The following is a 23,201-nucleotide window of genomic DNA, read 5'->3' as shown; positions in this document are numbered from 1 at the left end:
GCCCATCTAGCGCCAATCAGGCAGCCGACGCTCAGGCCTCGCTCAACAAGCCCAGGCTCTTGCCCTTCAATACCGCTTGCGTACGGCTGCGCACGCCCAGCTTGGCGAACAGGTTGTGCAGGTGCCATTTGATCGTGGCCTCTGACAAATGCACCGCCTGGGCGATATCGCGGTTCGACAAACCGGCCGCAACAAAGCGCAGAATTTCCCGCTCACGATGGCTAACATCTTGATTTTCATCGAAAGTTTCTAGATTGATAGACAGCCGACGGCATTGCTCGCGCAGCTGCTCGGCCAGCCCTTGCCAGGCACTGGCGCGCTTGGGTTCGGCACTGTGCCAGGCGTCCCAGAGCGGTAGCAGCCAGAGTGCGTCATCCAGAAACATGCGCCGGTAACCGCTGGCCCAGGCGTCTTCGACCGTGCTTTTGAGCAAAGCAAAAGCCTTGTCGCTGTTACCTTTGCGCCAGTACGCCACAGAAAGTAACAAGGAAAGGCGCAGGCGCCGATCACGCTGATGCTCGGCCGTCTGTTTGGCCAGGCAGGCCTCAAGCACCGCTTGCGCCTTGTCGGCACGGCGTTCGGACAAGGCCAGACGCGCCTCCGACAACACCTGCACGGTTTCCGCATCGGCATAACGGCCAGGCGGCAATACCGCCAGATGGCGCTGCAACTGCAGACAGGTGCGCTCGGCCTCATTGGGCTTACGCAGCCACAGCAGAAACTGCACCTTGCAGCTCATGCCCAGGGCGTAGACGCGCTCATAACCTGGGCCATGCAAACCCGCCAGCCATTCATCCAACTCCGCCAGGGCCGACTCGCCCTCGCCGGCAAAGAACCGCGCCTTGGCCATCACCAACTTGCCGCGACTGATCAGCTCAATTGGCGTGGCCACATCGCGCCAGGTGGTCGCCAGCGGCAACTCGGCAAGAATCGCCGCATGCCGATCCTGCTCATACAGCAAATCCGCATAGGCCAGGGCCAGCGGCCCACCGACCCGACTGCGGCGGCCGAACACCTGCTCGACCCGCGCCCGCGCAGTCTCAGCCAAAACCCGGCCGCGCTCAGGCTGGCCCATCTCCTTACAGATCAGCGCCTCAATCAGGCTGGCCACCGCATGCAGGTACTCGCTGTCGGCCTGCTCCAGGTTGTCGCGCGCCACCGCAATCGACTTGGCCGCATCGCCGAACTCGCCCAGCAGCGCATAGGCTGCGGCCTGAATGCAGGACATGCTGGCGCGGAAAATCGGCTGGTTATCCGGCACCAGAGCGAGCCAGTGCCGCGCCACCTTCAGCGCGCCCTCCAGCTTGTCCTGATACAGCAGCACCAAAGCCTTGAGCACCTGAGCCACCGCCAGCAGCACCGCCAGGCCAAAGTGCATCGGCTTGCCACGCCCCTGCATCAGGCGCGTGCTGACCTCCTCGATCAGCGCTTCGGCCTCGGCGTACTTCTGCTCGAAGGCCAGCTGCCAGGCGTAGAAAATCTGGAACACCGGGTGTTCGCGAATCACTTCCGACGGCACATCCTTGAGGATCGCCAGAATGCCGTACACCTGATTGCCGGCAATCAGCGTCGCGCCCTGGCGCTCCAGCAGCTCGGCGGCAAAGGCGTAATCACGCGCGCGCAAGGCGTATTTGACCGACTTATCGGTCAGCTCATGGCTTTCACACCAACGGGCGGCGGCGTGCAACAGATGGGTCGGGTCACCCGCCCGGCTCAGGCGACCCTGGAGAAACTCGGCAAACAGATGGTGATAGCGAAACCACTCGCCCTGCTCGTCCAGCGCGATGATAAACAGCTGAGCGGTCTGCAGACGCTTGAGCATCTGCGCGCCATCTGTACGGCCAGTCAGGGCGTTGCACAACTCGGCATTGAACTCATCGAGTACCGAGGTCTGGTCGAGAAACAGCTGCTGATCCTGCGGCAGGTGGTCTAGCACATCCTCAGCCAGGTAATCGGCAATATTGCGCTCGGTGCCGGACAGCCCAGCGAGAAAGCCGCTGCGCTCCGGGTGCCGCGCCAACGCCAGAGCCACCAGGTGCAATGCCGTAATCCAGCCTTCGGTGCGCTGGTGCAGCAGATCCAGCTCGGTGCAGCTCAGCTGCAATTGCTTGAGTTCGTGAAAATAGGCCTCGGTCTCGCCTCGGGTCAGCCGCAGCTCATCTGCCTTGATCCACAGCGCCCAGGGCGAAATGATCGGCTGCTCATCAAGAAAGCGCGGCTTGTAGCGGGTGCTGCCAATCATCCGCACATTGGCCGGCACCTGCTTGACGAAGTAATTGACCAACGGGCCTAGGTCGACATGCCGTACCCGATGAAAGTCATCGAAGACCAGGTACAGGTCACCCTGGACTTTTTTCAGATCGCCAATAAACGAATCCAGCAACAATTCATTGGGCACGCTCAGGTCATCACGCAGCAGGCGTGCGGTACTCGCACCAAAGCCCGGCAGCTGCGCCTCTATCGCGGCGATCAGGTAGTGCAGCAGACGTTGCGGTTCGCTGTCGGCTTCATCACAGGACAACCAGGCCACCCGCGCACCAGTCTCCAGCAAACGCAGACGGAACTGGCTAAGCACCGTGCTCTTGCCGAAACCGGCCGGTGCGCTGAGCAGAATCAGGCGCTGCTCGCGGGCCTTGAACAGCCGATCAAGCAGAGCCTCACGGGCCAGCAAAGGCCGACCGGCAGACTCAGCGGGGAACAGCTTGGTGCGCAGTAACGGTAATTTGCCCGTACGGGGTTTCGATTGGCTATTCATTGATCAAGAAGACTCAGTTCGCGCGCGCGGCGGATGGCTTGTGTGCGGTTACGCACTTTGAGCTTTTCGTAAATGTTGTGCAGGTGCCACTTGACCGTACCGAGGGCCAATGACAGTTGCTGGCCGATCTCATCATTCGACATGCCCTGAGCCGCCAGGCAGACCACCTCACGCTCGCGCTCGGTCAGCCCTTCCTCAAGCACTTCCAGCGATTGCCGCGCGCTGTTGCCCGGCCAGATGGCCAGCAAACCGCGAATAAAGCCCTGCAGCGCCGGCTGGCGCTCGGCAGCTTCCAGCTGCTGCAGCAGCAGGCGAATGGCCTCGCCCTCCTCGACAAACAGGCTGCGCACGCCTTCGCGCTCAGCGCCGATCAAACATTGCACCAACAGACTTTGCGCCCGTTCCTGATAGCCCAGGCGCTGATAACTCAGCGCCGCCAGCAGGTCGAGACGCAGGCGCTGCAGGCCATGCCAGTTATCCAGCAGCATGCCGCGCAGCTGAGTAATTTCGTGCAGCGCCTCGCTGTAATGCCCGCGCGCCTGCTGCAGGCGAATGCGGGTCAGACCGCGCACCCACAGCACCGGGTTGAAGCGCATGTGCTGGTAATGCTCGGCCAGCTTGTTCCAGTCCACGGTCTTGAGCCGTTGTTCGGCGCGTTTGAGCCGGTCCGCCGCGGGCTCCTGAAGAATCTGCACCACCTCATCGGCCACCGCCTGGGCGTAGAAACGCCAGGACTGGTTGCGCGCCGCCAGGTTCTGCATCAACACCAGGCTGGCGTAGGCCTCCTTGGGGCTGTCCTGCATGCGCTGCACATGGGCCATGCACAGCATGCCCTGGGCGTAAAGATCGATCGGATTGATCACATCAACTGTGGCCAGCGCCCAGCGCAGGCGCTCCTCGATGCCCTCCAGGCGGCCCTGGTTATAGGCGATCAGGGCTTCGGTGATGGTCGGCAGCGCCAAGGCCCGCGAGCGGTCAGAGAACCAGGGAATAACCCGCGCGCGCAACTGGGCGAACAACAGCTCGGCCTGACGGATCTGCCCCTGCTCCAGGCTCAGCAGTACCTCGACGTTGGCCAGCTGCATATCCAGATAGCGCCCTTCGAGGAAGTGATTGCGCTGCTGCGCCAACGCCAGCAAACGTTTGGCCTGATCCGGCTGACCGATCATCACATTGGCCAGCGCGCCGATGATCAGCATCGCCACTTCGAGAAAGGCGGTGTGCTGGCCCAGCTGCACTTCAACCCGCCGCGTCAGGGCAATGCAGGTCTGCAAATCATCTTTCTGCAAGGCGATAACTGATTTGATCGCCAGAGTCGCCAACAGCTTGTCGCTCAACGGCGCGCCGGGTTTGGCTTCAGTCCAGCGCTCGAGCAGCTCATCGAGCATGCGATTGGCTTCCACCAGGCCCAGCTCGGCGGCGCGGGTCCAGACATCGGCGAGTACCAGCACGGGAAACCGCTCGGCGATCTCATCCGGCACGTGCTGACGCCATTTGTAGATCAGGTTCAGCTGGCCACGGTTGATCAGCTCCAGGCCACATCCGTCGACCAGGGCGGCGAGCATCTCCGGATCTTCGGCCAGGCAGGCATGTTCGATGGCCAGGTTCTGCATATGATGGTTGGTGAACCACAGGCTGGCGTTGAAGTGCAGCTGCTTGAAACGCTCGGGGTCGCGCTCTTTCAGGCGGCCGCGCAAGAATTCGGCAAACAGGTTGTGAAAGCGATACCACTGGCGTTCGCGGTCCAGCGGCAAGAGGAACAGCTGCATGGCTTCCAGCTCTTCCAGCAACAGCTGACCGTCATGCCGCCCAGTCAGGGCATTGGCTAGGTCACCACTGAGTTGCTGAGCTATGCCCAGGGCCAGCAGCAACTCTTGTTTATCAGCAGGCAGCTGCTCGAACACGCTGCGCAGCAGATACGCGCCTACGGCCGCCTGATCGGTGCCCATGTCGGCAATCTGCGCGCCAGCCTGGGGCTGATGGCGCAGCCACAGGCTGGCCAAGTGCACCCCCACCATCCAGCCTTCGGTCTGGCTGTACAGGGCAGAAAACGCCACAGCGTCCAGTTGCAGGCCGCAGCGTTGCAGATAATCGCGGGTTTCCGCCCTGCTCAAGCGCAGTTCCTGCTCACCGATCTCCACCAGCAAATCCTTGGCGCGCAGGGTGGCCAGGTTAAGTGCCGGCTGCGAGCGGCTGCCGATGGCCAGGGTAAAACCTTCAGGGGCAAACTTGATCAGGCGATTCAGTGCACCGAGCAACTCGGCATCCTGAATCAGGTGCAGGTCATCGAGCACCAGCAACAGCGGGGTTTCCAGCTGAGCCAGATCCACCAGCAGGCTTTCCATCACGGCGGAGACCGGCACCCGCATGGTGTTCTGCAGATAAGCCAAGGCTTCTGCGCCAAAGCCCGGCAACAGGCGAGAAAGTGCCTCGATCAGCTGCAGCAGAAAACGCGATGGTTCATCATCGCCGGGGCCGAGCGACAACCAGGCCACCGCCTGACCACTTTGCTCACGCGCCTGAGCCAATGCGACCAGTGCACTGGTTTTGCCAAAGCCTGCCGGGGCTGCCAATAGCAGTACACGTGCATGCTGACTGGCACTCAGTGCAGATTCAAGCTGCGGCCTGACCAGATAATCCGTAGATGCCTGGGGTGGCATCAGCTTGGCACGCAAAAGGCTCCCAGCGGCAGGATTTATAACTTCATCCATGGCCTTGATCCCGTAGTAATTATTGTTTTATGAGTCACATCGAACATCCGGGGACCTACCCATACTAATGAGCGGCAGCGTCCCGAGTAAACCCACGCGCAAGCTCTAGGATGAATGTTGGCGACGTTCTACAATCGGCATCCGCGCACCTTGAACCTGCCATATGCCTACTTGCCTTGTACAGGCTCTGCCCTACCTCGCAGACCCTTCGCGTTACTTCAGCTGCGTGATCCATGCGCCCGGCGCCGTGCTGCTGGATGCCGGACGGCCGACCGCGCAGCGTGGACGCTATGACCTTATCAGCGCCTGGCCATTGGCAGAGCTGGCGCCGACACCTGACGAAACGGCCAACGCTTTCCTGCAACGCCTGCGCCAGAGCCTCGCAGGCCTAGGCGCTTGCCAGCCACCGGTAGATAATCCGCTCCCGTTCGTCGGAGGGCTGATTGGCTACCTGAGTTACGACTTCGGCCGCAGGCTGGAACAGCTACCGGCGCAGGCCATTGATGACCTGGATCTGGCAGACGCTCGCTTTGGTGTTTATGCCTGGGCCCTGATCACTGATCACCAGCAACAACGTAGCCAGCTTATGTTTCATCCAAGCCTGAGCGCGCCCGAACGCCAGCGCTTGGCCGAGCTGTTCGCCACGCCAGCAGCGTCCGCGCCACAACCGTTCAAACTACTGGAGCACTTTCAGTCCGACATTAGCGAAGCCGAGTACCAGCGATGCTTTGCGCGCATTCAGACGTATATCCAAGCTGGCGACTGCTATCAGGTTAACTTTGCCCAACGCTTTCGCGCGGGCTATCAAGGCTCGCCGTGGACCGCCTACCAGGCCTTGCGCGCTGCCTGCCCGACACCTTTCTCGGGTTATCAGACCCTACCTGGTGGCGGTGCCATCATCAGCCTGTCGCCTGAACGCTTCTTACGCATCAGCGCAGGCCAGGTGGAAACCCGGCCAATCAAGGGCACCCGCCCACGACATGCCGACCCAGAGCAGGATCAGGCGCAAGCCCACGCCCTGCTCGACAGCCAGAAGGACCGTGCGGAAAACCTGATGATTGTCGACCTGCTGCGCAATGACCTCGGGCGCAGCTGCCGAGTGGGTTCGGTACAGGTACCGGAACTCTTCGCCCTAGAGAGCTACCCCAATGTGCATCATCTGGTCAGCGCCGTGACCGGCGAACTGGCGCCCGACAAGGATGCGCTGGACCTGATCGCCGGCAGCTTCCCCGGCGGCTCGATTACCGGCGCGCCGAAAATCCGCGCCATGCAGATAATCGACGAGCTGGAACCAACCCGCCGTGCCCTGTATTGCGGCTCGCTGCTGTACCTGGATGTGCGCGGCGAAATGGACAGCTCAATTGCCATCCGCAGCCTGCTGGCCAAGGACGGGCAAATTAGCTGCTGGGGTGGCGGCGGCATCGTCGCAGACTCCAACGGCCAGGCCGAATACCAGGAATCGATTACCAAGGTCAAAGTGCTGCTGGAGACGCTGGAGCAGTTCTGCGACTGACCTGAACGGCAGGCACAAAAAACTTCCGGGAGAAGTTTTTGACGTCGCCCAGCGACGGCCCGAAGGGTGGCCGCCATGGATGGCAGGCCACAAAAAAGCCCGCTCAACTGAGCGGACTTTTCAATAACAGGCTGACTACAGGCTCAGCTGGCGGTTGGACGCCTTGAGGAACTCGCGCTTGAGGTCTTCATAGGTGTGTACAGCAGGGAATTGCGGGAATTCGCGAATCACGTTGTCCGGCGCGTGGAATAGGATACCGGCGTGGGCTTCGCTGAGCATGGTGGTGTCGTTATACGAGTCACCCGCCGCGATCACGCGATAGTAGAGGCTCTTGAAGGCGATGACCGACTGACGCTTGGGGTCCTTCTGGCGCAGCTGGTAATCCACTACCCGATCGGTTTTATCGGTGACCAGCTTGTGGCATAGCAGAGCAGGGAAACCCAGCTGACGCATCAGCGGCTGGGAGAACTCGTAGAAGGTGTCCGAGAGAATCACCACCTGAAAGCGCTCACGCAGCCAGTCGACAAACTCCACCGCACCGTCCAGGGGCTTGAGGGTAGCGATCACTTCCTGGATATCGGACAGCTTCAAGCCGTGCTCGTCCAGGATGCGCAGGCGCTGTTTCATCAGCACGTCATAGTCCGGAATATCCCGGGTGGTCGCTTTTAGCGATTCGATGCCAGTTTTTTCCGCGAAGGCAATCCAGATTTCCGGGACCAACACGCCTTCCAGGTCGAGACACGCGATTTCCACAGGACACTCCTAGCTTGGATTTATTTGAGAAAGCGGCACTCTAGCGGCTACCCCAAGGCTCTGCAATGCAGAGCCTTATACCCAAATCAGAGGTCTATTGCGGCACTTGGTTATTTAGTCGCATAACTGGCTTTTGCTACCATCGCCACACAAGACGCGCAACGTCACCATAACTAGGAATTCAAGCCGATGAGCCACCCCTTCGATGCAGCCGAGCTGGCGGCAAGCTACGCCAACAAGTCGCCCCAGGACATTCTCAAGCTCGCCTTCGAGCATTTTGGTAATGAGTTGTGGCTGTCCTTCAGCGGCGCGGAAGATGTGGTGCTGGTAGACATGGCCTGGAAACTCAACAAAAACGTCAAGGTCTTCAGCCTCGACACCGGCCGCCTGCATCCGGAAACCTACCGGTTTATCGATCAGGTACGCGAACACTATGACATCAGCATCGACATACTTTCGCCAGAGGCCGCCGCACTGGAACCCTTCGTCAAGGAAAAGGGCCTGTTCAGCTTCTATAAGGACGGTCATGGTGAATGCTGCGGCATCCGCAAAACTGCCCCGCTACGCCGCAAGCTTGCCACGGTAAAAGCCTGGGCCACCGGCCAGCGACGTGACCAGAGCCCGGGCACACGCAGCCAGGTTGCCGTGATAGAAATCGACAGCGCCTTTTCTACCGCGGATAACACCCTGTACAAGTTCAACCCGCTCGCACAGATGAGCAGCGAAGATATCTGGGCCTATATCCGCATGCTGGAACTGCCGTACAACAGCCTGCATGAACGCGGCTTTATCAGCATCGGTTGCGAGCCCTGCACCCGCCCGGTACTGCCAAATCAGCATGAGCGCGAAGGCCGCTGGTGGTGGGAAGAAGCCACACAGAAAGAGTGCGGCCTGCACGCCGGCAATCTGATCGCCAAAATCTGATAGCGGAGACGTAACGGCAAATATAAAAAAGGCCAGTCAGTGACTGGCCTTTTTCTTGTGCGGGTCACTCAGCTTTTATCCGCGTGTCGCTGACGCCGCACCATATAGCGTTCGACGTAGGAACACGAAGGAATCACCGTATAACCCAGACGTTCGGCATACTGCAGTGCATGCTCGGTCAATGCTGCTGCAATCCCGCGCCCACGCAACGAGTTGGGCACGAAGGTGCGATAGATATCCAGGGTTTGCTTCCCAAGGTCCATATAAGCCAGGTATGCACGATCACCCTCAACTGTGGTCTCGAATTGATGGCCTGCCAGGTCATGGTGAATGGACAACGCCTCGCTCATCGCAACTCCTCTGTTAACTCGCGCAACCCGCTTTCGCTTCTGCAGCCATCGGATTACAGCATCTTGCACCTATTAAGTTGTAGGCAATTATCCCGAGCTTATCAGGCCAAAACCTGCGAGGTCACGTGAATCAATAACTTAGATCACCTAGCAAGGCATTTCGACACTCGCGTAAGTCAAGCATTGCCTCTGCCAGTAATGCATGCAGCCCCTGCTCAACTCGGCATTTCATGTTCGGGAAACTACCAGCATCATTTTCCAGCTACTTTCCAAAGCCCGCGCAGCTAAAAAGTGACAGTAAGCGCTGCGCAAAGAACTGCCAAACGCTCTAGAACTGATTGTTTTTTAACCAAAATATACCCAATAAGTGGCCGGCTATGCATTAAGCAGAAAAAAACTCTGGCGGCTTGCCTTGCCTCCGTTTACTTACTACAAGTTACAGGTAGTATGTACGCCGGCTAATTTCCTACCATCAGGAAATTGCTTTTATGGAAAAACTCCACCTCAAGGGGAACACGATGAACAACGTTCTGAAATTCTCTGCTCTGGCATTGGCCGCAGTTCTGGCCACCGGTTGCAGCAGCATCTCCAAAGAAACTGAAGCTCGTCTGACTGCAACTGAAGATGCAGCTGCTCGCGCTCAAGCCCGTGCCGACGAAGCCTACCGTAAGGCTGATGACGCTCTGGCTGCTGCTCAGAAGGCTCAGCAAACTGCTGACGAAGCCAATGAGCGCGCTCTGCGTATGCTGGAAAAAGCCAGCCGCAAGTAATAGCTCACAAGGCTATGACAAGCCGACCCAGCTGCTGGGTCGGCTTTTTTTATTGCCAAGAGAGAAAGCTTACTTATCAACAGACAATAAAAAACCCGTCAGCGCTTACGCATAACGGGCTCTTGGAACAAACTGAAATCAGATAGCCGGCTCAGTCGCCACCATGGCCTGATCAGGTTGAGCAATTTCAACCGGCAAACCATCTTCAGCCGCTACCACTTCGCGCAGCATTTCCCAGTCCAGGCGCAGATCAGCAAACTGATCATTTTTCAGCAGCGCGTTGATTACAGCAGTGTGCTTATCGACGACCGAAGCATCACCGGTATCATCCAAAGGCGCGTGCGCTTCCAGATAGACCTTGCCGCCGCTGCGACCAAACTTGTAAGGCTCGTTGATGATGCGCACCGAAGTGCCCACCGACACCATAGACGCCAACTTCAGCACGTTATGGTTGAGCATGCGGAAGCAGCCATGACTGACGCGCATACCGATACCGAACTTCTTATTCGAGCCGTGAATCAGATAACCCGGCACCGACAAGCCCATCTTGTAGGGCCCCAACGGGTTATCCGGGCCTGGCGGCACATACGCAGGTAGCGGATCGCCATCGGCAGCATGCTCTTCACGGATCGACTTGGGCGGCGACCAGCCCGGATTCGGCGTTTTGGCTGTAATGCGCGCATTGGCAACCGGCGAACTCCAACCCTCGCGACCGATACCCAGCGGATAGGTGTAAACCACATTGCGCCCTTTCGGATAGTAGTACAGGCGGTATTCGGCGAGGTTGATCACAATGCCCTCACGCGGCCCAGGCGGCAGGATGTAACGCGTCGGCAGGATGATCTCGGTGCCCTCGCCCGGCAACCAGGGATCAACACCTGGATTGGCCACCACCATTTCCAGATAACCAAGATCATTGGCCACGCCCAGGTCAGCGAAGGTGTCTTCATACTTGGCCTTGACCACTCGAATCTCGCCAACCACATCCTCGCCAGGCGGCGGCAAAGGCAACTCGAGAGCATTGGCAGACGCTACCGCAAAGACAGCAGCAAGTGGCAGGCAGCGGGTGACGGCAAGGGCACGCGACAACATCCGGAAATTCCTGACGAAAATGGTTGGTAAAAGTGGGAGACGATTGTACACCGATTGATCAGCGGCTTGGATAGCTCAACGCCCCGGCAATGCAGGACGGTCACCGCGTTTCTGCGCCTCAAGTGTGGCCCGGCAAGCCGGACACAAGCGCTTGTCACGCAGCATTGTCTTGTCCAGATCGCGCCACACCGGCTGAGCCGGCAACAAACCGCCGCACAACGTACGGTCGGCAAACTGCCCTAACTCAAGCTGGCGCGCCAGCAGATGCACGCGCACTTCTCGGCAGGCGAACAGGTCAAGCTGCTCGTCAGGCTCGATCAGTTGGTAGGCATGCAAGGTCCAGGCAGGGCGCGGCATTGAGGGCTCCAGTGCGGGGCCGCCACATTAGCCGAAAGGCACCGCCCAGAAAAGCCTGTCAGAGCAAAGGTTTCAGGGTCGGCCAGACGTTTTCCAGCAGTTTGGGCTGTGCCTCAGCAGTGGGGTGAATGCTGTCGTTTTGCATCAGCGAAGGCACGCCGCCAACGCCCTCCAGCACGAACGGCACTAAGGCCGATCCTGTCTCACTGGCAACCTTGGGGAAGACTGCGGCGAAGGCTGTGGTGTAACGCACCCCATAATTAGGTGGCAGTTGCATGCCCAAGATCAGCACCTTGGCGCCCTTTTGCTGCGATGCTTGCACCATGGCCGCAAGGTTTTGTTGCAATTGCGCAGGTGGCTGACCACGCAGGCCATCGTTGCCACCGAGCTCGATAATCACCAGCTCTGGCTGATGCTCTGCAAGTAGCGCAGGCAGCCGTGCGGCGCCGCCTGCGCTGGTGTCGCCACTGATCGAAGCATTTACCACCCGATGGTCAAAACCCTCCTCCGCCAAGCGTTTTTCTAGCAAGGCGACCCAACCTTGGCGGGTATCCAGGCCAAAAGCCGCGCTGATACTATCGCCGACGACCAGTACGGTACCCGCGAACGCCGCCGGCCCCCACAGCAGCAGGCTCAGGGCAGTACCGATCAACCACTTACGCATTGGATTCTCCATGAGCTCAAGTATTCTCACCGCGCGAAACCTTAGCAAAGTGGTTCCCAGCACGGAAGGCGAGCTAACCATACTCCATGATCTATCGCTGGAGCTGGTATCCGGTGACAGCCTGGCGATTGTCGGCAGCTCCGGCTCGGGCAAATCCACCCTGCTCGGCTTACTCGCCGGGCTCGACCTGCCCAGCAGTGGCAGCGTTGTATTGGCGGGTAATGACCTGGCCAGCCTCGATGAAGATCAACGCGCACGTGTGCGTGCCGAGCACGTCGGCTTTGTCTTCCAGTCCTTCCAACTGCTCGACAGTTTGAATGCCCTAGAAAACGTCATGCTGCCACTGGAGCTTGAAGGCCGTGTCGATGCCCGCCAGCGCGCCCGCACCCTGCTGGACCGTGTCGGCCTGGGCCAACGCCTGACTCACTACCCACGTCAGCTCTCCGGCGGTGAGCAGCAACGCGTGGCCATCGCCCGCGCCTTTGCCGCCGAGCCTGCGGTGCTGTTTGCTGACGAACCTACTGGCAACCTCGACAGCCATACCGGTGAGCGCATCAGCGACCTGTTGTTCGAGCTGAACAAGGAGCGCGGCGCGACCCTGGTGTTGGTCACCCATGACGAGCGCCTGGCGCACCGCTGCCAACGCCTGATCCGTCTGGAAGGCGGCCACCTGGTCGACCACGTGGAACCCTGATGAACCATCTGCCGTTTACCCGCCTGCTGTCACTGGCCAGCCGCCAACTGTTGCGCGATGCCCGCGCCGGCGAACTGCGTGTGCTGTTCTTCGCGCTGCTGATTGCGGTCGCCGCCAGCACGGCCATCGGTTACTTCAGCGCGCGCCTGAATGACGGCATGTTGCTGCGCGCCACCGAGTTTCTCGCCGCCGACTTGCGCCTGACGGGCAGCTCGCCCAGTGCCCCTGAACAGATCAGCAGTGGTAAACAACTGGGGCTGGAACATGCCCAACTGGTCGAGTTTTCCAGCGTGGTCGCCAGCGATGCCGGTATTCAGCTGGCCAGCATCAAAGCAGCGGACAACGCTTACCCACTGCGCGGTGAATTGAAGAGCGCCGCGGCACTCTATGACGTCGAACACACTGGCGCTGGCCCACAGCCCGGTGAGGCCTGGGCCGAAGCCCGCCTGTTTGTCGCGCTCGACCTCAAGCCCGGTGACAGCGTCGAGGTCGGCGCGAAAACCCTGCGCCTGACGCGTGTGCTGACCTTTCTGCCAGATGAAGCAGGCGACTTTTATAGCCTGACCCCGCATCTGCTGATGCACCTGAATGACCTGGCCGCCACCGGCGTGGTGCAACCCGGTAGCCGCGTGCGCTATCAGGAACTGTGGCGCGGTGAGGCTAATGCATTGGCGCAGTATCGCCAGGGCATTAGCCTCGCGCCCAACCAGCGCCTGGAAGATGCCAAAGATGGCAATCGTCAGGTCGGCAGCGCCTTGGGGCGCGCCGAGCGTTATTTGAATCTCGCCAGTCTGGCCGCCGTGTTGCTGGCCGGGGTTGCGGTGGCGCTGTCGGCCGCCCGCTTTGCCGCTCGCCGTTTCGATGCCAGCGCGTTGCTGCGCTGTTTGGGACTGTCTCGCAATCAGGCTCTTGGCCTGTTCAGCCTGCAGCTGGCGCTGCTGGGGATTACCGCCAGCCTGATCGGCGCATTGCTGGGCTGGTTAGCGCAGCTTGCCCTGTTCAACCTGCTGCAGGACCTGCTGCCAGCGCAGATTCCACCTGGCGGCCTGTGGCCCGCACTGGCCGGTATGGCTACTGGACTGGTGGCCCTTGCCGGCTTCGCCCTACCGCCGCTGGCCGCGCTGGGCCGCGTACCGCCGTTACGAGTCCTGCGCCGCGACCTGCTGCCGGTGCCGGCCAGTTCCTGGCTGGTGTATGGCGCAGCCTTGCTGGCGCTGGGCCTGATCATGTGGCGCTTGAGCCTCGATCTGCAGCTGACCTTTGCCCTGCTCGGCGGCGGCCTGGTCACCGCATTGCTACTGGGTGGATTGCTGCTGCTCGGCCTGCAGAGCCTGCGCCGCCTGCTCGCCAGCGCCTCACTGCCCTGGCGGCTGGGGCTAGGCCAATTGCTGCGTCATCCGCTTGCTGCAGCCGGACAAGCACTGGCTTTCGGCCTGATTATTCTGGCCATGGCGTTGATCGCCTTGCTGCGTGGCGAGCTACTCGACACCTGGCAGGATCAGTTGCCCGAAAACGCGCCTAACCACTTTGCGCTGAACATTCTGCCGGCGGACAAGGACGCCTTCGCTGCTCGTCTCAAAGAACTATCACCGCACCCCGCGCCACTGTTCCCCGTGGTACCCGGGCGACTGGTGATGATCAATGGCGAGCCCGTGCGGCAGATCGTCAGTAAGGAATCCCAAGGTGAACGTGCAATTCGCCGCGACCTGAGTCTGACCTGGGCTGCGGACTTACCAGCGGATAACAACCTCGTCGCCGGTAGCTGGTGGACTGATGCCAATACCAGCGAATTACCGGGCGTGTCGGTGGAGTCTGAGCTGGCCGAAAGCCTGCAACTGAAACTTGGCGACCGTTTGAGCTTCAGCGTCGGCGGTCTTAACCGCGATGCGGTGGTCAGCAGCCTGCGTGAAGTCGACTGGAATAACTTCCAGCCCAACTTCTACATGATCTTCCAACCTGGCACCCTGCAGGACCTACCGGTCACCTACCTGACCAGCTTCTACCTGCCGCCGCAGCACGAAAAGCAACTGGTCGAACTGTCGCGCGCCTTCCCGGCCGTGACGTTGCTACAGGTCGAAGCGCTGTTGGCGCAACTGCGCAGCATCCTTGCCCAGGTCACCTTGGCCATCGAGTTCGTCCTGCTGTTCGTCTTGGCGGCGGGGCTTGCCGTGCTGTTCGCGGGGCTGCAGTCCACGCTGGATGAACGCATTCGCCAGGGCGCGCTGCTGCGGGCCCTGGGTGCCGAACGCAAACTGTTGATCAAGGCGCGCCGCGCCGAATTCGGCCTGCTCGGTGCGTCAAGCGGGCTGCTGGCGGCCTTTGGCTGTGAGCTGATCAGCTTCCTGCTCTACCGCTTTGCCTTTGATCTCAGCTGGCAGCCGCATCCCTGGCTGCTCTTGCTGCCTTTGATCGGTGCGCTACTGGTGGGCACGGCAGGCGTTCTCGGTACGCGCCGGGCGCTAAACATCAGCCCGCTGACGGTGCTGCGCGAGGGCTGATAGACTCGCGCACCACTTTTCTCAGCCGTCTGAGAGCCTGTTTTTAACGCAGCAGGGCCGACGCGCAGCAGACGTTGAATAGGTTCTTATGAGTCGCTACCGCCCACCCCGCACCGCCGGCACGCCCTTGATCACGCCCGAGGGCGAGGCCCGTATGCGCGCCGAGCTGCATGAGCTGTGGCATGTGCGCCGCCCGCAAGTCACCCAATCGGTCAGCGAAGCCGCCGCGCAAGGTGATCGCTCGGAGAACGCCGAGTACACCTACGGCAAGAAGATGCTGCGTGAGATCGACAGCCGCGTACGCTTTCTGACCAAGCGTCTGGAAAACCTCAAGGTCGTCAGCGCCCGCCCCAGTGACCCGGACAAGGTCTACTTCGGCGCCTGGGTCACCCTGGAAGATGAGGACGGTACTGAATCGCGCTACCGCATCATCGGCCCGGATGAGCTGGACCTGAAAAACAATCTGATCAGCATCGACTCGCCCCTGGCCCGCGCCCTGATCGGCAAAAGCCTGGACGCCGAAGTGCGGGTGCAAACCCCGACGGGTGAGAAGACCTGGTACATCGTCGCGATCGACTACCTGTGACCGAGCCGAACATGCCCTCCGCATCTGACGCGCCACACCAGCAAGCCCGCCTTGAGTGGGATGAGCAGGGCCAGCCGCTGTCCAGCCAGTTCGCCGATGTGTATTTCTCCAACGAGAACGCACTGGCCGAAACCCGCTACGTGTTTCTCGCCAACAACCAGCTGCCAGAACGCTTCGCCGCGCTGACGGCCGATCAGCAGTTGGTCATTGGCGAAACCGGCTTCGGCACCGGGCTGAACTTCCTCTGCGCCTGGCAGCTGTTCGAGCAGCAAGCAGCTCGCGGTGCACGTCTGCACTTTGTCAGCGTGGAAAAATACCCACTGAACAAGAGCGACCTGCAACGCGCCCTGGCGCTATGGCCGGAACTGGCTCCCTACGCCGAACAGTTGCTTGCGCAGTACGTGGCGCTGCACCCGGGCTTTCAGCGCCTGATTTTTGCTGACGGGCGTATCGTCCTGACCCTGCTGATCGGCGATGCGCTAGAGCTGTTCGGTCAACTGGACGCCCAGGTCGATGCCTGGTTTCTCGATGGTTTTGCTCCGGCGAAAAACCCGGATATGTGGACGCCGGAACTGTTTAGCGAGTTGGCCCGACTGTCCCACGCCAGCACCACGCTTGGCACCTTTACCAGCACCGGCTATGTACGCCGCCGGCTGAACGAGGCCGGCTTCAAGATGAAACGCGTGCCGGGCCTGGGGAAAAAATGGGAAGTGCTCAAAGGCACTTTTATCGGCGCGCAGGTAACAGCTGAAAAGCCCTGGTTTACCCGCCCGCCACAACCGGTTGGCGAGCGCAGCGCACTGGTGATTGGCGCCGGCCTGGCCGGTTGCGCCACTGCCGCCAGCCTGGCCCAGCGCGGTTGGCAGGTCACCCTGCTGGAGCGACATGCGGCCATTGCCCAGGAAGCCTCGGGCAACCCGCAAGGTGTGCTCTACCTCAAGCTCTCGGCCCATCACACCACGCTGTCACGCCTGATCGTCAGCGGCTACGGCCACAGCCGTCGACTGCTGGAACAGCTGCAGAAAGGCACGGACTGGGACAACTGCGGCGTGCTGCAACTGGCTTTCGACGCCAAGGAAGCGCAGCGCCAGACGCAACTGGCAGCGGCCTTTCCGCCCGATCTGCTGACGAACCTGGACAGAAACGCCGCCGCAGCCAAAGCCGGCATCCCCCTGCCGGCGGGCGGCCTGTTCTACCCCGAGGCGGGCTGGGTGCATCCGCCGGCGCTGTGTGCACTGCTTGGCCAGCAGCCGACTATCCAGCTGCAACTGCATCAGGAAGCCTTGGAGCTGCGCCGTGATGGTGACAGCTGGCAGGCTTGGAATGGCGAGCAACTGCTGGCCAGCGCCAGTGTGGTGGTGCTGGCCAGCGCCGCCGAGATCAAGAGTTTTACTCAGGCCGCGCACTTGCCGCTAAAGCGCATCCGTGGGCAGATCAGCCGTCTGCCGGCCACGACAGCCAGCCGCGCGTTAAGCACCGTGGTGTGCGCCGAAGGTTATGTCGCTCCGGTACGCCTGGATGAACACACCCTAGGCGCGAGCTTTGATTTCAACAGTGATGACTTGACGCTGAACAGCGCCGACCACGCGAGCAATCTGCAACTTCTGCAAGAGATTTCGCCTGAGCTTTGCGACGCGCTAAACGCCTCAGCACTTGACCCCGCGCAACTGCAAGGCCGCGCCGCGTTTCGCTGCACCAGCCCGGACTATTTGCCGATTGTCGGCCCTTTGGCCGACGCAGCTGCCTTTGCCGAGGCTTATGCAGTGCTAAGCAAAGATGCCCGCCAGGTGCCGGACGCGCCCTGCCCTTGGCTGGATGGCCTGTATATCAACAGCGGCCACGGCTCACGCGGACTGATCACCGCGCCACTGTCCGGCGAGTTGATCGCCGCCTGGCTCAACGATGAACCGCTGCCAGTGCCCGCCGATGTGGCGCAGGCCTGCCATCCGAATCGCTTCGCCTTGCGTGCGCTGATCCGCAATAAACCGTAGGTTGAGTCGGGCGGCGTTCCGAGCCCAACGAGACATGCCGCTGCTCGTTGGGCTTCGCTGCGCTCAACACCAACCTACCTGCGGCCTCAGCCGCGCAGGCTAAAACGCCAGGCGCGGTGAATCTTCTGGTTGCGGGCAAAATCCGGATCGAGAGTCGAAGCACTGATTTCCTCAACCTGATAACGCGCCGCCAGGCTCTCATCGAGCTCAAACTTGCGGAAGTTGTTGGAGAAATACAGCACGCCACCCGGTGCCAGACGCGCCATGGCCAGATCGAGCATCTGCACGTGGTCACGCTGGATATCGAAGATGCCTTCCATGCGCTTGGAGTTGGAGAAGGTCGGCGGGTCGATAAAGATCAACTCATACTCGCCGCGATCCTCGGCCAGCCAGGTCATCACATCACCCTGTTCCAGACGGTTCTTGTCGGAGAAACCGTTGAGCGACAGGTTGCGCCGCGCCCAGTCCAGGTAGGTCTTCGACAGATCGACACTGGTGGTGGTGCGCGCGCCGCCCTTGGCCGCATGCACGGTCGCGGTGGCGGTGTAGCAGAACAGGTTGAGGAAGCGCTTGCCGGCGGCCTCTTTCTGAATACGCAGACGCAGTGGGCGGTGGTCGAGGAATAGACCGGTATCCAGGTAATCGGTGAGGTTGACCAGCAGCTTTACGCCGCCCTCGCTGACTTCCATAAACTGGCCCTGGGTCGCCTGGCGTTGGTACTGCTTGCTACCGCTCTGGCGCTCACGGCGCTTGATCACCACCTTGTTCTTGTCGACACCCAGCGCCTGCGGAATCGCGGCGATGGCATCAAACATGCGCTCTTTGGCTTTCTCAGGATCAATGGACTTGGGCGCGGCATATTCCTGCACATGCACCCAATCACCATACAAATCCACCGCCATGGAATATTCCGGCATATCGGCGTCGTACAGGCGGTAGCACTCAACACCTTCCTTGCGCGCCCACTTGCCCAGCTGCTTGAGGTTCTTCTGCAGGCGGTTGGCAAACATCTGCCCGCCTTCACTCAGGCGTGCCTGCTCCACCACTGGCGCAGGAACCGGGGTCGGTTTGATCGGGTTGCCGTTCTTGTTGTACTGGCGCTCCAACGGCTCCAGCGGGGATTTGTCGGCTTCGGCCTGTTCGCGCTCGCGTTCACGCTGCTCGGGTGTACGGCGCTCGCCGGTGACGAACTGCTCGGGCTGCACCTTGATCAGCAGTAGCTTGCACGGCAGCGCGCCGTTCCAGAAGGCGTACTGCTTGTGGCTGCGAATGCCCATGCGCTTGCCCAAATCCGGCGCGCCGGTAAACACCGCAGCCTCCCAGCCCATACAGGCCTGACGCATACGCTCGCCGAGGTTCTGGTAGAGGTACAGCAGGCTGGCCTCATCACCCAGGCGCTCGCCGTAGGGAGGGTTACAGATCACCAGGCCTTTCTGGTTCTGATCCGGACGCGGCTCGAAGGTCGCCACCTCGCCCTGATAGACCTTGATCCAATCACTCATGCCAGCGCGTTCGATGTTATTGCGCGCCGGCTGAATCAGCCGTGGGTCGGCTTCATAGCCGCGAATCCACAGCGGTGGTTTGGCCATGCCTACTGCGGCGCGCTGCTCGGCTTCGGCATGCACCTTCTTCCACAGCGCCGGCACATGGCCCAGCCATTTGCTGAAGCCCCATTGCTCACGGGTCATATTCGGCGCGATGTCGGCGGCGATCATTGCTGCTTCAACGAGGAAGGTGCCCACGCCGCACATCGGGTCAGCCAATGCGCCGCCTTCGGCAGCAATCCGTGGCCAGCCGGCGCGGATCAATACGGCAGCGGCGAGGTTTTCCTTCAGTGGTGCAGCGCCCTGCTGCAGGCGATAACCACGCTGATGCAGGCTATGGCCGGACAGGTCGAGGGAGAGAATCGCCTCGCCGCGATCCAGGCGCAGGTGAATGCGCAGGTCCGGGTTGAGCTTGTCGACCGATGGCCGCGTGCCGTCTTTCAGGCGCAGCTTGTCGACGATGGCATCCTTGACCTTCAAGGCACCGAAATGGGTGTTGTCGATGCCCGAGCCGTTACCGCTGAACTCCACGGCCAGGCTGCCGGTGGATTCCAAGTGCTCGAACCAATCGACCTCCAGCACACCCTCATAGAGGCTTTGAGCGTCCTGCACGCTGTAGCGCTTGAGCACCAACAGCACGCGGTTGGCCAGGCGCGACCACAGGCACAGACGGTAGGCAGTCTCCATGTCGGCCATGCCACGGATGGCCGAGGTGTGCTCACGTGCATCTTCAAGGCCGAGGCTGCTGGCTTCTTCGAGCAGCAGGCCTTCAAGGCCCTTGGGGCAGGTGAGGAAGAGTTCGTAACGATCCGACATGGGAGTTTCCAGTGCCTAAGGCAATCAACGGCGCGCAGACCAATCAGCACGGCCAAAATAAGTGACAAAGCGTCGCAGCGCGACCCTTCGTCGGAATAAACAACAGTCTCAATCGCAATTAATTCGCGATAGCAAAACACCAGCACACCCGGCGCATACGCCCACAGCATAGGCGCTACAGCGAAAAATCCGGACGTTTGCCATAACGCCTTATGGCCCGACCCTCAAAAAGGTTACGGCCTTATGACGAAACGGTCATTCACAGGCACCCGCGCATTCGTTAGAAATCTACCTAGGCCAGCACTGCAACGGTGCTGGCAAGGAGGCTCGCGACGCCGGCAGCGGACTCCGTAGGCAGAACGTTTCTGCCTGGCCTTGCTACAAGGTCTAAGGGACATAACAGTCAACATTGAGGGCTTCACCCTATGAGAAGACTTAAGCGTGATCCGTTAGAAAGAGCTTTTTTGCGCGGCTATCAATACGGCATCAGTGGTAAATCCCGCGAACTCTGTCCATTCACCCTCCCCTCTGTCCGCCAAGCCTGGTTAAACGGCTGGCGCGAAGGCCGCGGTGACAATTGGGACGGCATGACCGGCACCGCCGGCATCCATCGACTCAACGAACTTCACGCTGTCGGCTGATTCAGGAACCTACCGACTCACCATGCGCGCTCCATCCGAGCGGCGGGCGCGAGCCCAGGGGCTCCTTTAGGGAGCCCTTTTTAGTTTCAGGCCTTGTGTGGCAGCGCCGCGATTGCATCCACCGCTTCGCGGATCAATGCCGGGCCCTTGTAGATAAAGCCAGAATAAATCTGCACCAGGCTGGCACCGGCGGCGATCTTCTCAGCCGCATGCTTGCCCTCGGTAATGCCACCCACGGCGATGATCGGCAAACGGCCTTTCAACTCACCAGCCAACACCTGAACAATGTGCGTGCTCTTCTCGCGCACCGGCGCACCGGACAATCCACCTGCCTCGTCGGCACACTCCAGCCCATGCACACCTTCGCGGCCCAGGGTGGTGTTGGTGGCGATCACCGCATCCATGCCGGCTTCAACCAGCGCATTGGCCACTTCGATGGTTTCTTCATCGCTCATGTCTGGCGCGATTTTGATCGCCAGCGGCACACGCTTGCCGTACTGCGCGGCCAGATCTTCCTGGCGCTTGCGCAGGGCTTCGAGCAACTGCTTGAGCGAGTCACCAAACTGCAAGCTGCGCAGCCCAGGCGTATTCGGCGAGCTGACGTTAACGGTGACGTAGCTGGCGTGTTGATAGACCTTATCCAGACACAGCAGGTAGTCATCCACGGCGTTCTCGACTGGGGTATCGAAGTTCTTGCCGATATTGATGCCCAGCACGCCCTTGTATTTGGCTGCCTGCACACGGGCCAGCAGGTGATCAACGCCGTGGTTGTTGAAGCCCATGCGATTGATGATTGCCTCGGCCTCAGGCAAGCGAAACAGCCGTGGTTTGGGATTGCCCGGTTGCGGGCGCGGCGTCACGGTGCCGATTTCCACAAAACCGAAGCCCAGCTGAGCAAAACCATCAATGGCGTCGCCGTTCTTGTCCAAACCGGCTGCCAATCCGACCGGGTTGGGAAACGCCAGCCCCATCACCTTGACCGGCAGCGCGACCGGGCTCTTGGTCAGTAAACCGTTAAGCCCCAGACGACCGCCGGCACCGATCAAATCGATAGACAGTTCATGGGAGGCTTCGGGGGAAAGTTTGAACAGCAGCTCGCGGGCCAGGGTATACATGGGCAGGCTTAGCTCGATAAAGTTACAAAGGCCGCGATTATAGCCGGCTGCGCGCCTGATAGGCGAGGCGCACGGCGCTATCAGCTCAAGCGGCGCAAGCTGAGCAACTCACCGGCCGCACTGAACTCAAGCGCGAAGGAACCATAGACACCTTCATGAGTCAGAAATGGCCGAAAATGGTGGGCCGGCACACTGACACTCCGCCCATCGCGACTTTGCACTAATATCCGGTTGGCACGCCCTTGATAGACCACACGCAAGCGCTCGGCCGGTAACGCAATATCAAACACCAAACTGGGCATGGAGGCACCTTTGCAACTGACTGCATCAATCTTGCCATACGCGGCGCGTATGCCCGGTAAAAAATGGCTGGGAGCCATTTTTAACATCGCGCAGCGACGGCCCGAAGGGTGGCCGCCAGGGATGTCAGGCCATAAAAAACCTGTCGGCACAGCCGATAAAGCCTGTGCAGTGCCGCGCGGGCTCTGCCAAACTGGCAATGGTGATTTCGGAGTTCGTACCTGGCTATGAGTCTGTCTGAGCAGCCCTCCACCCTCAGCTCACGCCTCGGTGCCTTAGCGCAACGGCTAGGCCTTATCGGTCGTGGACAACGCCAGATACTGGAGCGCGCCAGCCAGCTTCGCCTGCCCTTCAGCCCTCTGCCGCAACTGCGTGAAAGTATCTGTTGGCAAGACGGCCCACAATTACACCGCTTGGTAGACCTGCCCCGCAGCGCACTCTCCGGCCCAGTCCAGGAAGACAAGGCGCAAGCCCACGCCATGTTGGTGCGAGTGATCGAAGCGCAAGAGCAGCAGCTGACATCGTTCGATCTGCGCATGATCGACGGCCTATCGACCTGCAACCCTCTACAGGCCAGCCACACCAGCTTCGAAGTCTTCGCTGCCAGCGAACCCTGCCGTCAGGTACGCATCATCAGCTACAAGGACTTCGTCAAAGCCATCAGCCAGGCGCTACCACGCTTTCTTGCGGGTGAACGCATCATCCTGCGCCAAGCCAGCTGGCGTGGCGAGCGGGTTTTCTGGGCCGGCGAACATCATAGCGAAGCCTTCGCCTGCGCCATTGCCTACGCGCGCAGGCGCGAGCTGGAGGTCAACCTTCCGGCCGAACTCAACCATTACCGCTTGAGTGAGCAAGGCCTCAGCAACCTGCAACAGCACTACCATGTACTGGGCATGCCCAACGCAGCCTGGAGTGATCCTGCGTTTATGGCACTGCTGCTGGATAACGGCCTGCCCTATGCGCGCCTGTCCCTGCTGGGCGGTCCTGGCTCACCGGAGTTTCTCCTGCTGCCCAAGCATTCAACCGAGGCTACAGCCCTGGGAGAAGGTCTACGCTTGGCGGGTGCTCCGGATGTGGTGGCGTATCTGCGACAACTACAGACCTAAGCCACCATACCGTGGTTTCTC

19 protein-coding genes are annotated in these 23,201 nt (G+C 60.6%); 9 read left to right on the top strand and 10 right to left on the bottom strand.

Annotation, left to right across the window (positions count from 1 at the left end; translation table 11 throughout):
* Window positions 1–31 precede the first annotated feature (31 nt).
* Both Q8M42_RS06480 and Q8M42_RS06475 read right to left on the bottom strand, forming a co-directional pair.
* Window positions 32–2,755: a LuxR C-terminal-related transcriptional regulator gene (locus Q8M42_RS06480; protein ID WP_304867690.1), complete on the bottom strand. Its 2,724-nt coding sequence runs from the start codon at window positions 2,753–2,755 to the stop codon at window positions 32–34.
* Entirely contained in the window at window positions 2,752–5,466 is a 2,715-nt protein-coding gene (locus tag Q8M42_RS06475) for a LuxR C-terminal-related transcriptional regulator (RefSeq protein WP_304867689.1), read from the bottom strand. Before Q8M42_RS06475 ends, Q8M42_RS06480 begins: the two co-directional genes overlap by 4 nt.
* A gap of 163 nt (window positions 5,467–5,629) precedes the next feature.
* On the opposite strand from Q8M42_RS06475, the gene pabB reads away from it, so the two are divergent.
* Window positions 5,630–6,979 carry an aminodeoxychorismate synthase component I gene (gene pabB / locus Q8M42_RS06470; protein WP_304867687.1) on the top strand — a complete coding sequence of 450 codons (1,350 nt, stop codon included), beginning with the start codon at window positions 5,630–5,632 and terminating at the stop codon, window positions 6,977–6,979.
* Between the two features lie 135 nt (window positions 6,980–7,114).
* Here the strand turns inward: pabB and thrH are convergent, their stop codons facing one another.
* Complete coding sequence (gene thrH, locus Q8M42_RS06465) at window positions 7,115–7,732, bottom strand: bifunctional phosphoserine phosphatase/homoserine phosphotransferase ThrH (protein ID WP_304867686.1); 618 nt, start codon at window positions 7,730–7,732, stop codon at window positions 7,115–7,117.
* 189 nt (window positions 7,733–7,921) lie between these two features.
* On the opposite strand from thrH, the gene Q8M42_RS06460 reads away from it, so the two are divergent.
* Entirely contained in the window at window positions 7,922–8,656 is a 735-nt protein-coding gene (locus Q8M42_RS06460) for a phosphoadenylyl-sulfate reductase (RefSeq protein WP_304867684.1), read from the top strand.
* Between the two features lie 68 nt (window positions 8,657–8,724).
* Here the strand turns inward: Q8M42_RS06460 and Q8M42_RS06455 are convergent, their stop codons facing one another.
* Window positions 8,725–9,006: a GNAT family N-acetyltransferase gene (locus tag Q8M42_RS06455; protein ID WP_304867682.1), complete on the bottom strand. Its 282-nt coding sequence runs from the start codon at window positions 9,004–9,006 to the stop codon at window positions 8,725–8,727.
* 518 nt (window positions 9,007–9,524) lie between these two features.
* Between Q8M42_RS06455 and oprI the strand changes: the two genes are divergently transcribed.
* Window positions 9,525–9,776, top strand: a complete 252-nt coding sequence (gene oprI / locus Q8M42_RS06450) for an outer membrane lipoprotei OprI (RefSeq protein ID WP_108488222.1) — start codon at window positions 9,525–9,527, stop codon at window positions 9,774–9,776.
* Window positions 9,777–9,914: 138 nt separating this feature from the next.
* Here oprI and Q8M42_RS06445 read toward each other — a convergent pair whose 3' ends face one another.
* From Q8M42_RS06445 to Q8M42_RS06435, 3 genes are all read right to left on the bottom strand, one after another.
* Window positions 9,915–10,868, bottom strand: coding sequence for a L,D-transpeptidase family protein (locus Q8M42_RS06445; RefSeq protein ID WP_304867680.1), 954 nt, complete (start codon window positions 10,866–10,868; stop codon window positions 9,915–9,917).
* A gap of 75 nt (window positions 10,869–10,943) precedes the next feature.
* Window positions 10,944–11,225, bottom strand: a complete 282-nt coding sequence (locus tag Q8M42_RS06440) for a hypothetical protein (RefSeq protein WP_304867678.1) — start codon at window positions 11,223–11,225, stop codon at window positions 10,944–10,946.
* Window positions 11,226–11,283: 58 nt separating this feature from the next.
* Window positions 11,284–11,889 (bottom strand): arylesterase, encoded by a 606-nt coding sequence (locus Q8M42_RS06435; RefSeq protein WP_304867676.1) that lies wholly within the window; start codon window positions 11,887–11,889, stop codon window positions 11,284–11,286.
* Between the two features lie 10 nt (window positions 11,890–11,899).
* On the opposite strand from Q8M42_RS06435, the gene Q8M42_RS06430 reads away from it, so the two are divergent.
* From Q8M42_RS06430 to mnmC, 4 genes are all read left to right on the top strand, one after another.
* On the top strand, window positions 11,900–12,583 hold the full coding sequence (locus Q8M42_RS06430; protein WP_304867674.1) for an ABC transporter ATP-binding protein: 684 nt from the start codon (window positions 11,900–11,902) through the stop codon (window positions 12,581–12,583).
* Window positions 12,583–15,081, top strand: a complete 2,499-nt coding sequence (locus Q8M42_RS06425) for an ABC transporter permease (RefSeq protein WP_304867673.1) — start codon at window positions 12,583–12,585, stop codon at window positions 15,079–15,081. Before Q8M42_RS06430 ends, Q8M42_RS06425 begins: the two co-directional genes overlap by 1 nt.
* 88 nt (window positions 15,082–15,169) lie before the next feature.
* A complete protein-coding gene (greB, locus tag Q8M42_RS06420; RefSeq protein WP_304867671.1) occupies window positions 15,170–15,667 on the top strand; it encodes a transcription elongation factor GreB in 498 nt (165 codons plus the stop codon).
* 11 nt (window positions 15,668–15,678) lie between these two features.
* Complete coding sequence (gene mnmC / locus Q8M42_RS06415; protein ID WP_304867669.1) at window positions 15,679–17,658, top strand: bifunctional tRNA (5-methylaminomethyl-2-thiouridine)(34)-methyltransferase MnmD/FAD-dependent 5-carboxymethylaminomethyl-2-thiouridine(34) oxidoreductase MnmC; 1,980 nt, start codon at window positions 15,679–15,681, stop codon at window positions 17,656–17,658.
* 86 nt (window positions 17,659–17,744) lie between these two features.
* On the opposite strand, the gene rlmKL is transcribed toward mnmC, so the two are convergent.
* Window positions 17,745–20,018, bottom strand: coding sequence for a bifunctional 23S rRNA (guanine(2069)-N(7))-methyltransferase RlmK/23S rRNA (guanine(2445)-N(2))-methyltransferase RlmL (rlmKL, locus tag Q8M42_RS06410; protein WP_304867667.1), 2,274 nt, complete (start codon window positions 20,016–20,018; stop codon window positions 17,745–17,747).
* Window positions 20,019–20,443: 425 nt separating this feature from the next.
* Here rlmKL and rmf point away from each other — a divergent pair, with 425 nt between their 5' ends.
* Window positions 20,444–20,659 (top strand): ribosome modulation factor, encoded by a 216-nt coding sequence (gene rmf / locus Q8M42_RS06405; protein ID WP_090255928.1) that lies wholly within the window; start codon window positions 20,444–20,446, stop codon window positions 20,657–20,659.
* Between the two features lie 86 nt (window positions 20,660–20,745).
* On the opposite strand, the gene Q8M42_RS06400 is transcribed toward rmf, so the two are convergent.
* Together Q8M42_RS06400 and Q8M42_RS06395 are read right to left on the bottom strand one after the other, a co-directional pair.
* Window positions 20,746–21,774, bottom strand: coding sequence for a quinone-dependent dihydroorotate dehydrogenase (locus tag Q8M42_RS06400; RefSeq protein WP_304867664.1), 1,029 nt, complete (start codon window positions 21,772–21,774; stop codon window positions 20,746–20,748).
* A gap of 80 nt (window positions 21,775–21,854) precedes the next feature.
* A complete protein-coding gene (locus Q8M42_RS06395) occupies window positions 21,855–22,076 on the bottom strand; it encodes a DUF2835 domain-containing protein (protein ID WP_304867662.1) in 222 nt (73 codons plus the stop codon).
* Window positions 22,077–22,301: 225 nt separating this feature from the next.
* On the opposite strand from Q8M42_RS06395, the gene Q8M42_RS06390 reads away from it, so the two are divergent.
* On the top strand, window positions 22,302–23,180 hold the full coding sequence (locus Q8M42_RS06390; protein ID WP_304867660.1) for a DUF6685 family protein: 879 nt from the start codon (window positions 22,302–22,304) through the stop codon (window positions 23,178–23,180).
* Window positions 23,181–23,201 lie beyond the last annotated feature (21 nt).

The sequence above is a fragment of the Pseudomonas sp. genome, from assembly GCF_030684895.1.
Lineage (GTDB): Bacteria > Pseudomonadota > Gammaproteobacteria > Pseudomonadales > Pseudomonadaceae > Aquipseudomonas.
The sequence above is the reverse complement of the archived record's forward strand: the minus strand, read 5'-3'. Positions and strand labels throughout refer to the sequence as shown.

Bases quoted from the DNA above. Each gene is read 5' to 3' on its own strand.
- Q8M42_RS06480 (WP_304867690.1), bottom strand. From the start codon at position 2,755: ATGAATAGCCAATCGAAACCCCGTACGGGCAAATTACCGTTACTGCGC.
- Q8M42_RS06475 (WP_304867689.1), bottom strand. From the start codon at position 5,466: ATGGATGAAGTTATAAATCCTGCCGCTGGGAGCCTTTTGCGTGCCAAG.
- pabB (WP_304867687.1), top strand. From the start codon at position 5,630: ATGCCTACTTGCCTTGTACAGGCTCTGCCCTACCTCGCAGACCCTTCG.
- Q8M42_RS06460 (WP_304867684.1), top strand. From the start codon at position 7,922: ATGAGCCACCCCTTCGATGCAGCCGAGCTGGCGGCAAGCTACGCCAAC.
- Q8M42_RS06455 (WP_304867682.1), bottom strand. From the start codon at position 9,006: ATGAGCGAGGCGTTGTCCATTCACCATGACCTGGCAGGCCATCAATTC.
- oprI (WP_108488222.1), top strand. From the start codon at position 9,525: ATGAACAACGTTCTGAAATTCTCTGCTCTGGCATTGGCCGCAGTTCTG.
- Q8M42_RS06445 (WP_304867680.1), bottom strand. From the start codon at position 10,868: ATGTTGTCGCGTGCCCTTGCCGTCACCCGCTGCCTGCCACTTGCTGCT.
- Q8M42_RS06440 (WP_304867678.1), bottom strand. From the start codon at position 11,225: ATGCCGCGCCCTGCCTGGACCTTGCATGCCTACCAACTGATCGAGCCT.
- Q8M42_RS06435 (WP_304867676.1), bottom strand. From the start codon at position 11,889: ATGCGTAAGTGGTTGATCGGTACTGCCCTGAGCCTGCTGCTGTGGGGG.
- Q8M42_RS06430 (WP_304867674.1), top strand. From the start codon at position 11,900: ATGAGCTCAAGTATTCTCACCGCGCGAAACCTTAGCAAAGTGGTTCCC.
- Q8M42_RS06425 (WP_304867673.1), top strand. From the start codon at position 12,583: ATGAACCATCTGCCGTTTACCCGCCTGCTGTCACTGGCCAGCCGCCAA.
- greB (WP_304867671.1), top strand. From the start codon at position 15,170: ATGAGTCGCTACCGCCCACCCCGCACCGCCGGCACGCCCTTGATCACG.
- mnmC (WP_304867669.1), top strand. From the start codon at position 15,679: ATGCCCTCCGCATCTGACGCGCCACACCAGCAAGCCCGCCTTGAGTGG.
- rlmKL (WP_304867667.1), bottom strand. From the start codon at position 20,018: ATGTCGGATCGTTACGAACTCTTCCTCACCTGCCCCAAGGGCCTTGAA.
- rmf (WP_090255928.1), top strand. From the start codon at position 20,444: ATGAGAAGACTTAAGCGTGATCCGTTAGAAAGAGCTTTTTTGCGCGGC.
- Q8M42_RS06400 (WP_304867664.1), bottom strand. From the start codon at position 21,774: ATGTATACCCTGGCCCGCGAGCTGCTGTTCAAACTTTCCCCCGAAGCC.
- Q8M42_RS06395 (WP_304867662.1), bottom strand. From the start codon at position 22,076: ATGCCCAGTTTGGTGTTTGATATTGCGTTACCGGCCGAGCGCTTGCGT.
- Q8M42_RS06390 (WP_304867660.1), top strand. From the start codon at position 22,302: ATGAGTCTGTCTGAGCAGCCCTCCACCCTCAGCTCACGCCTCGGTGCC.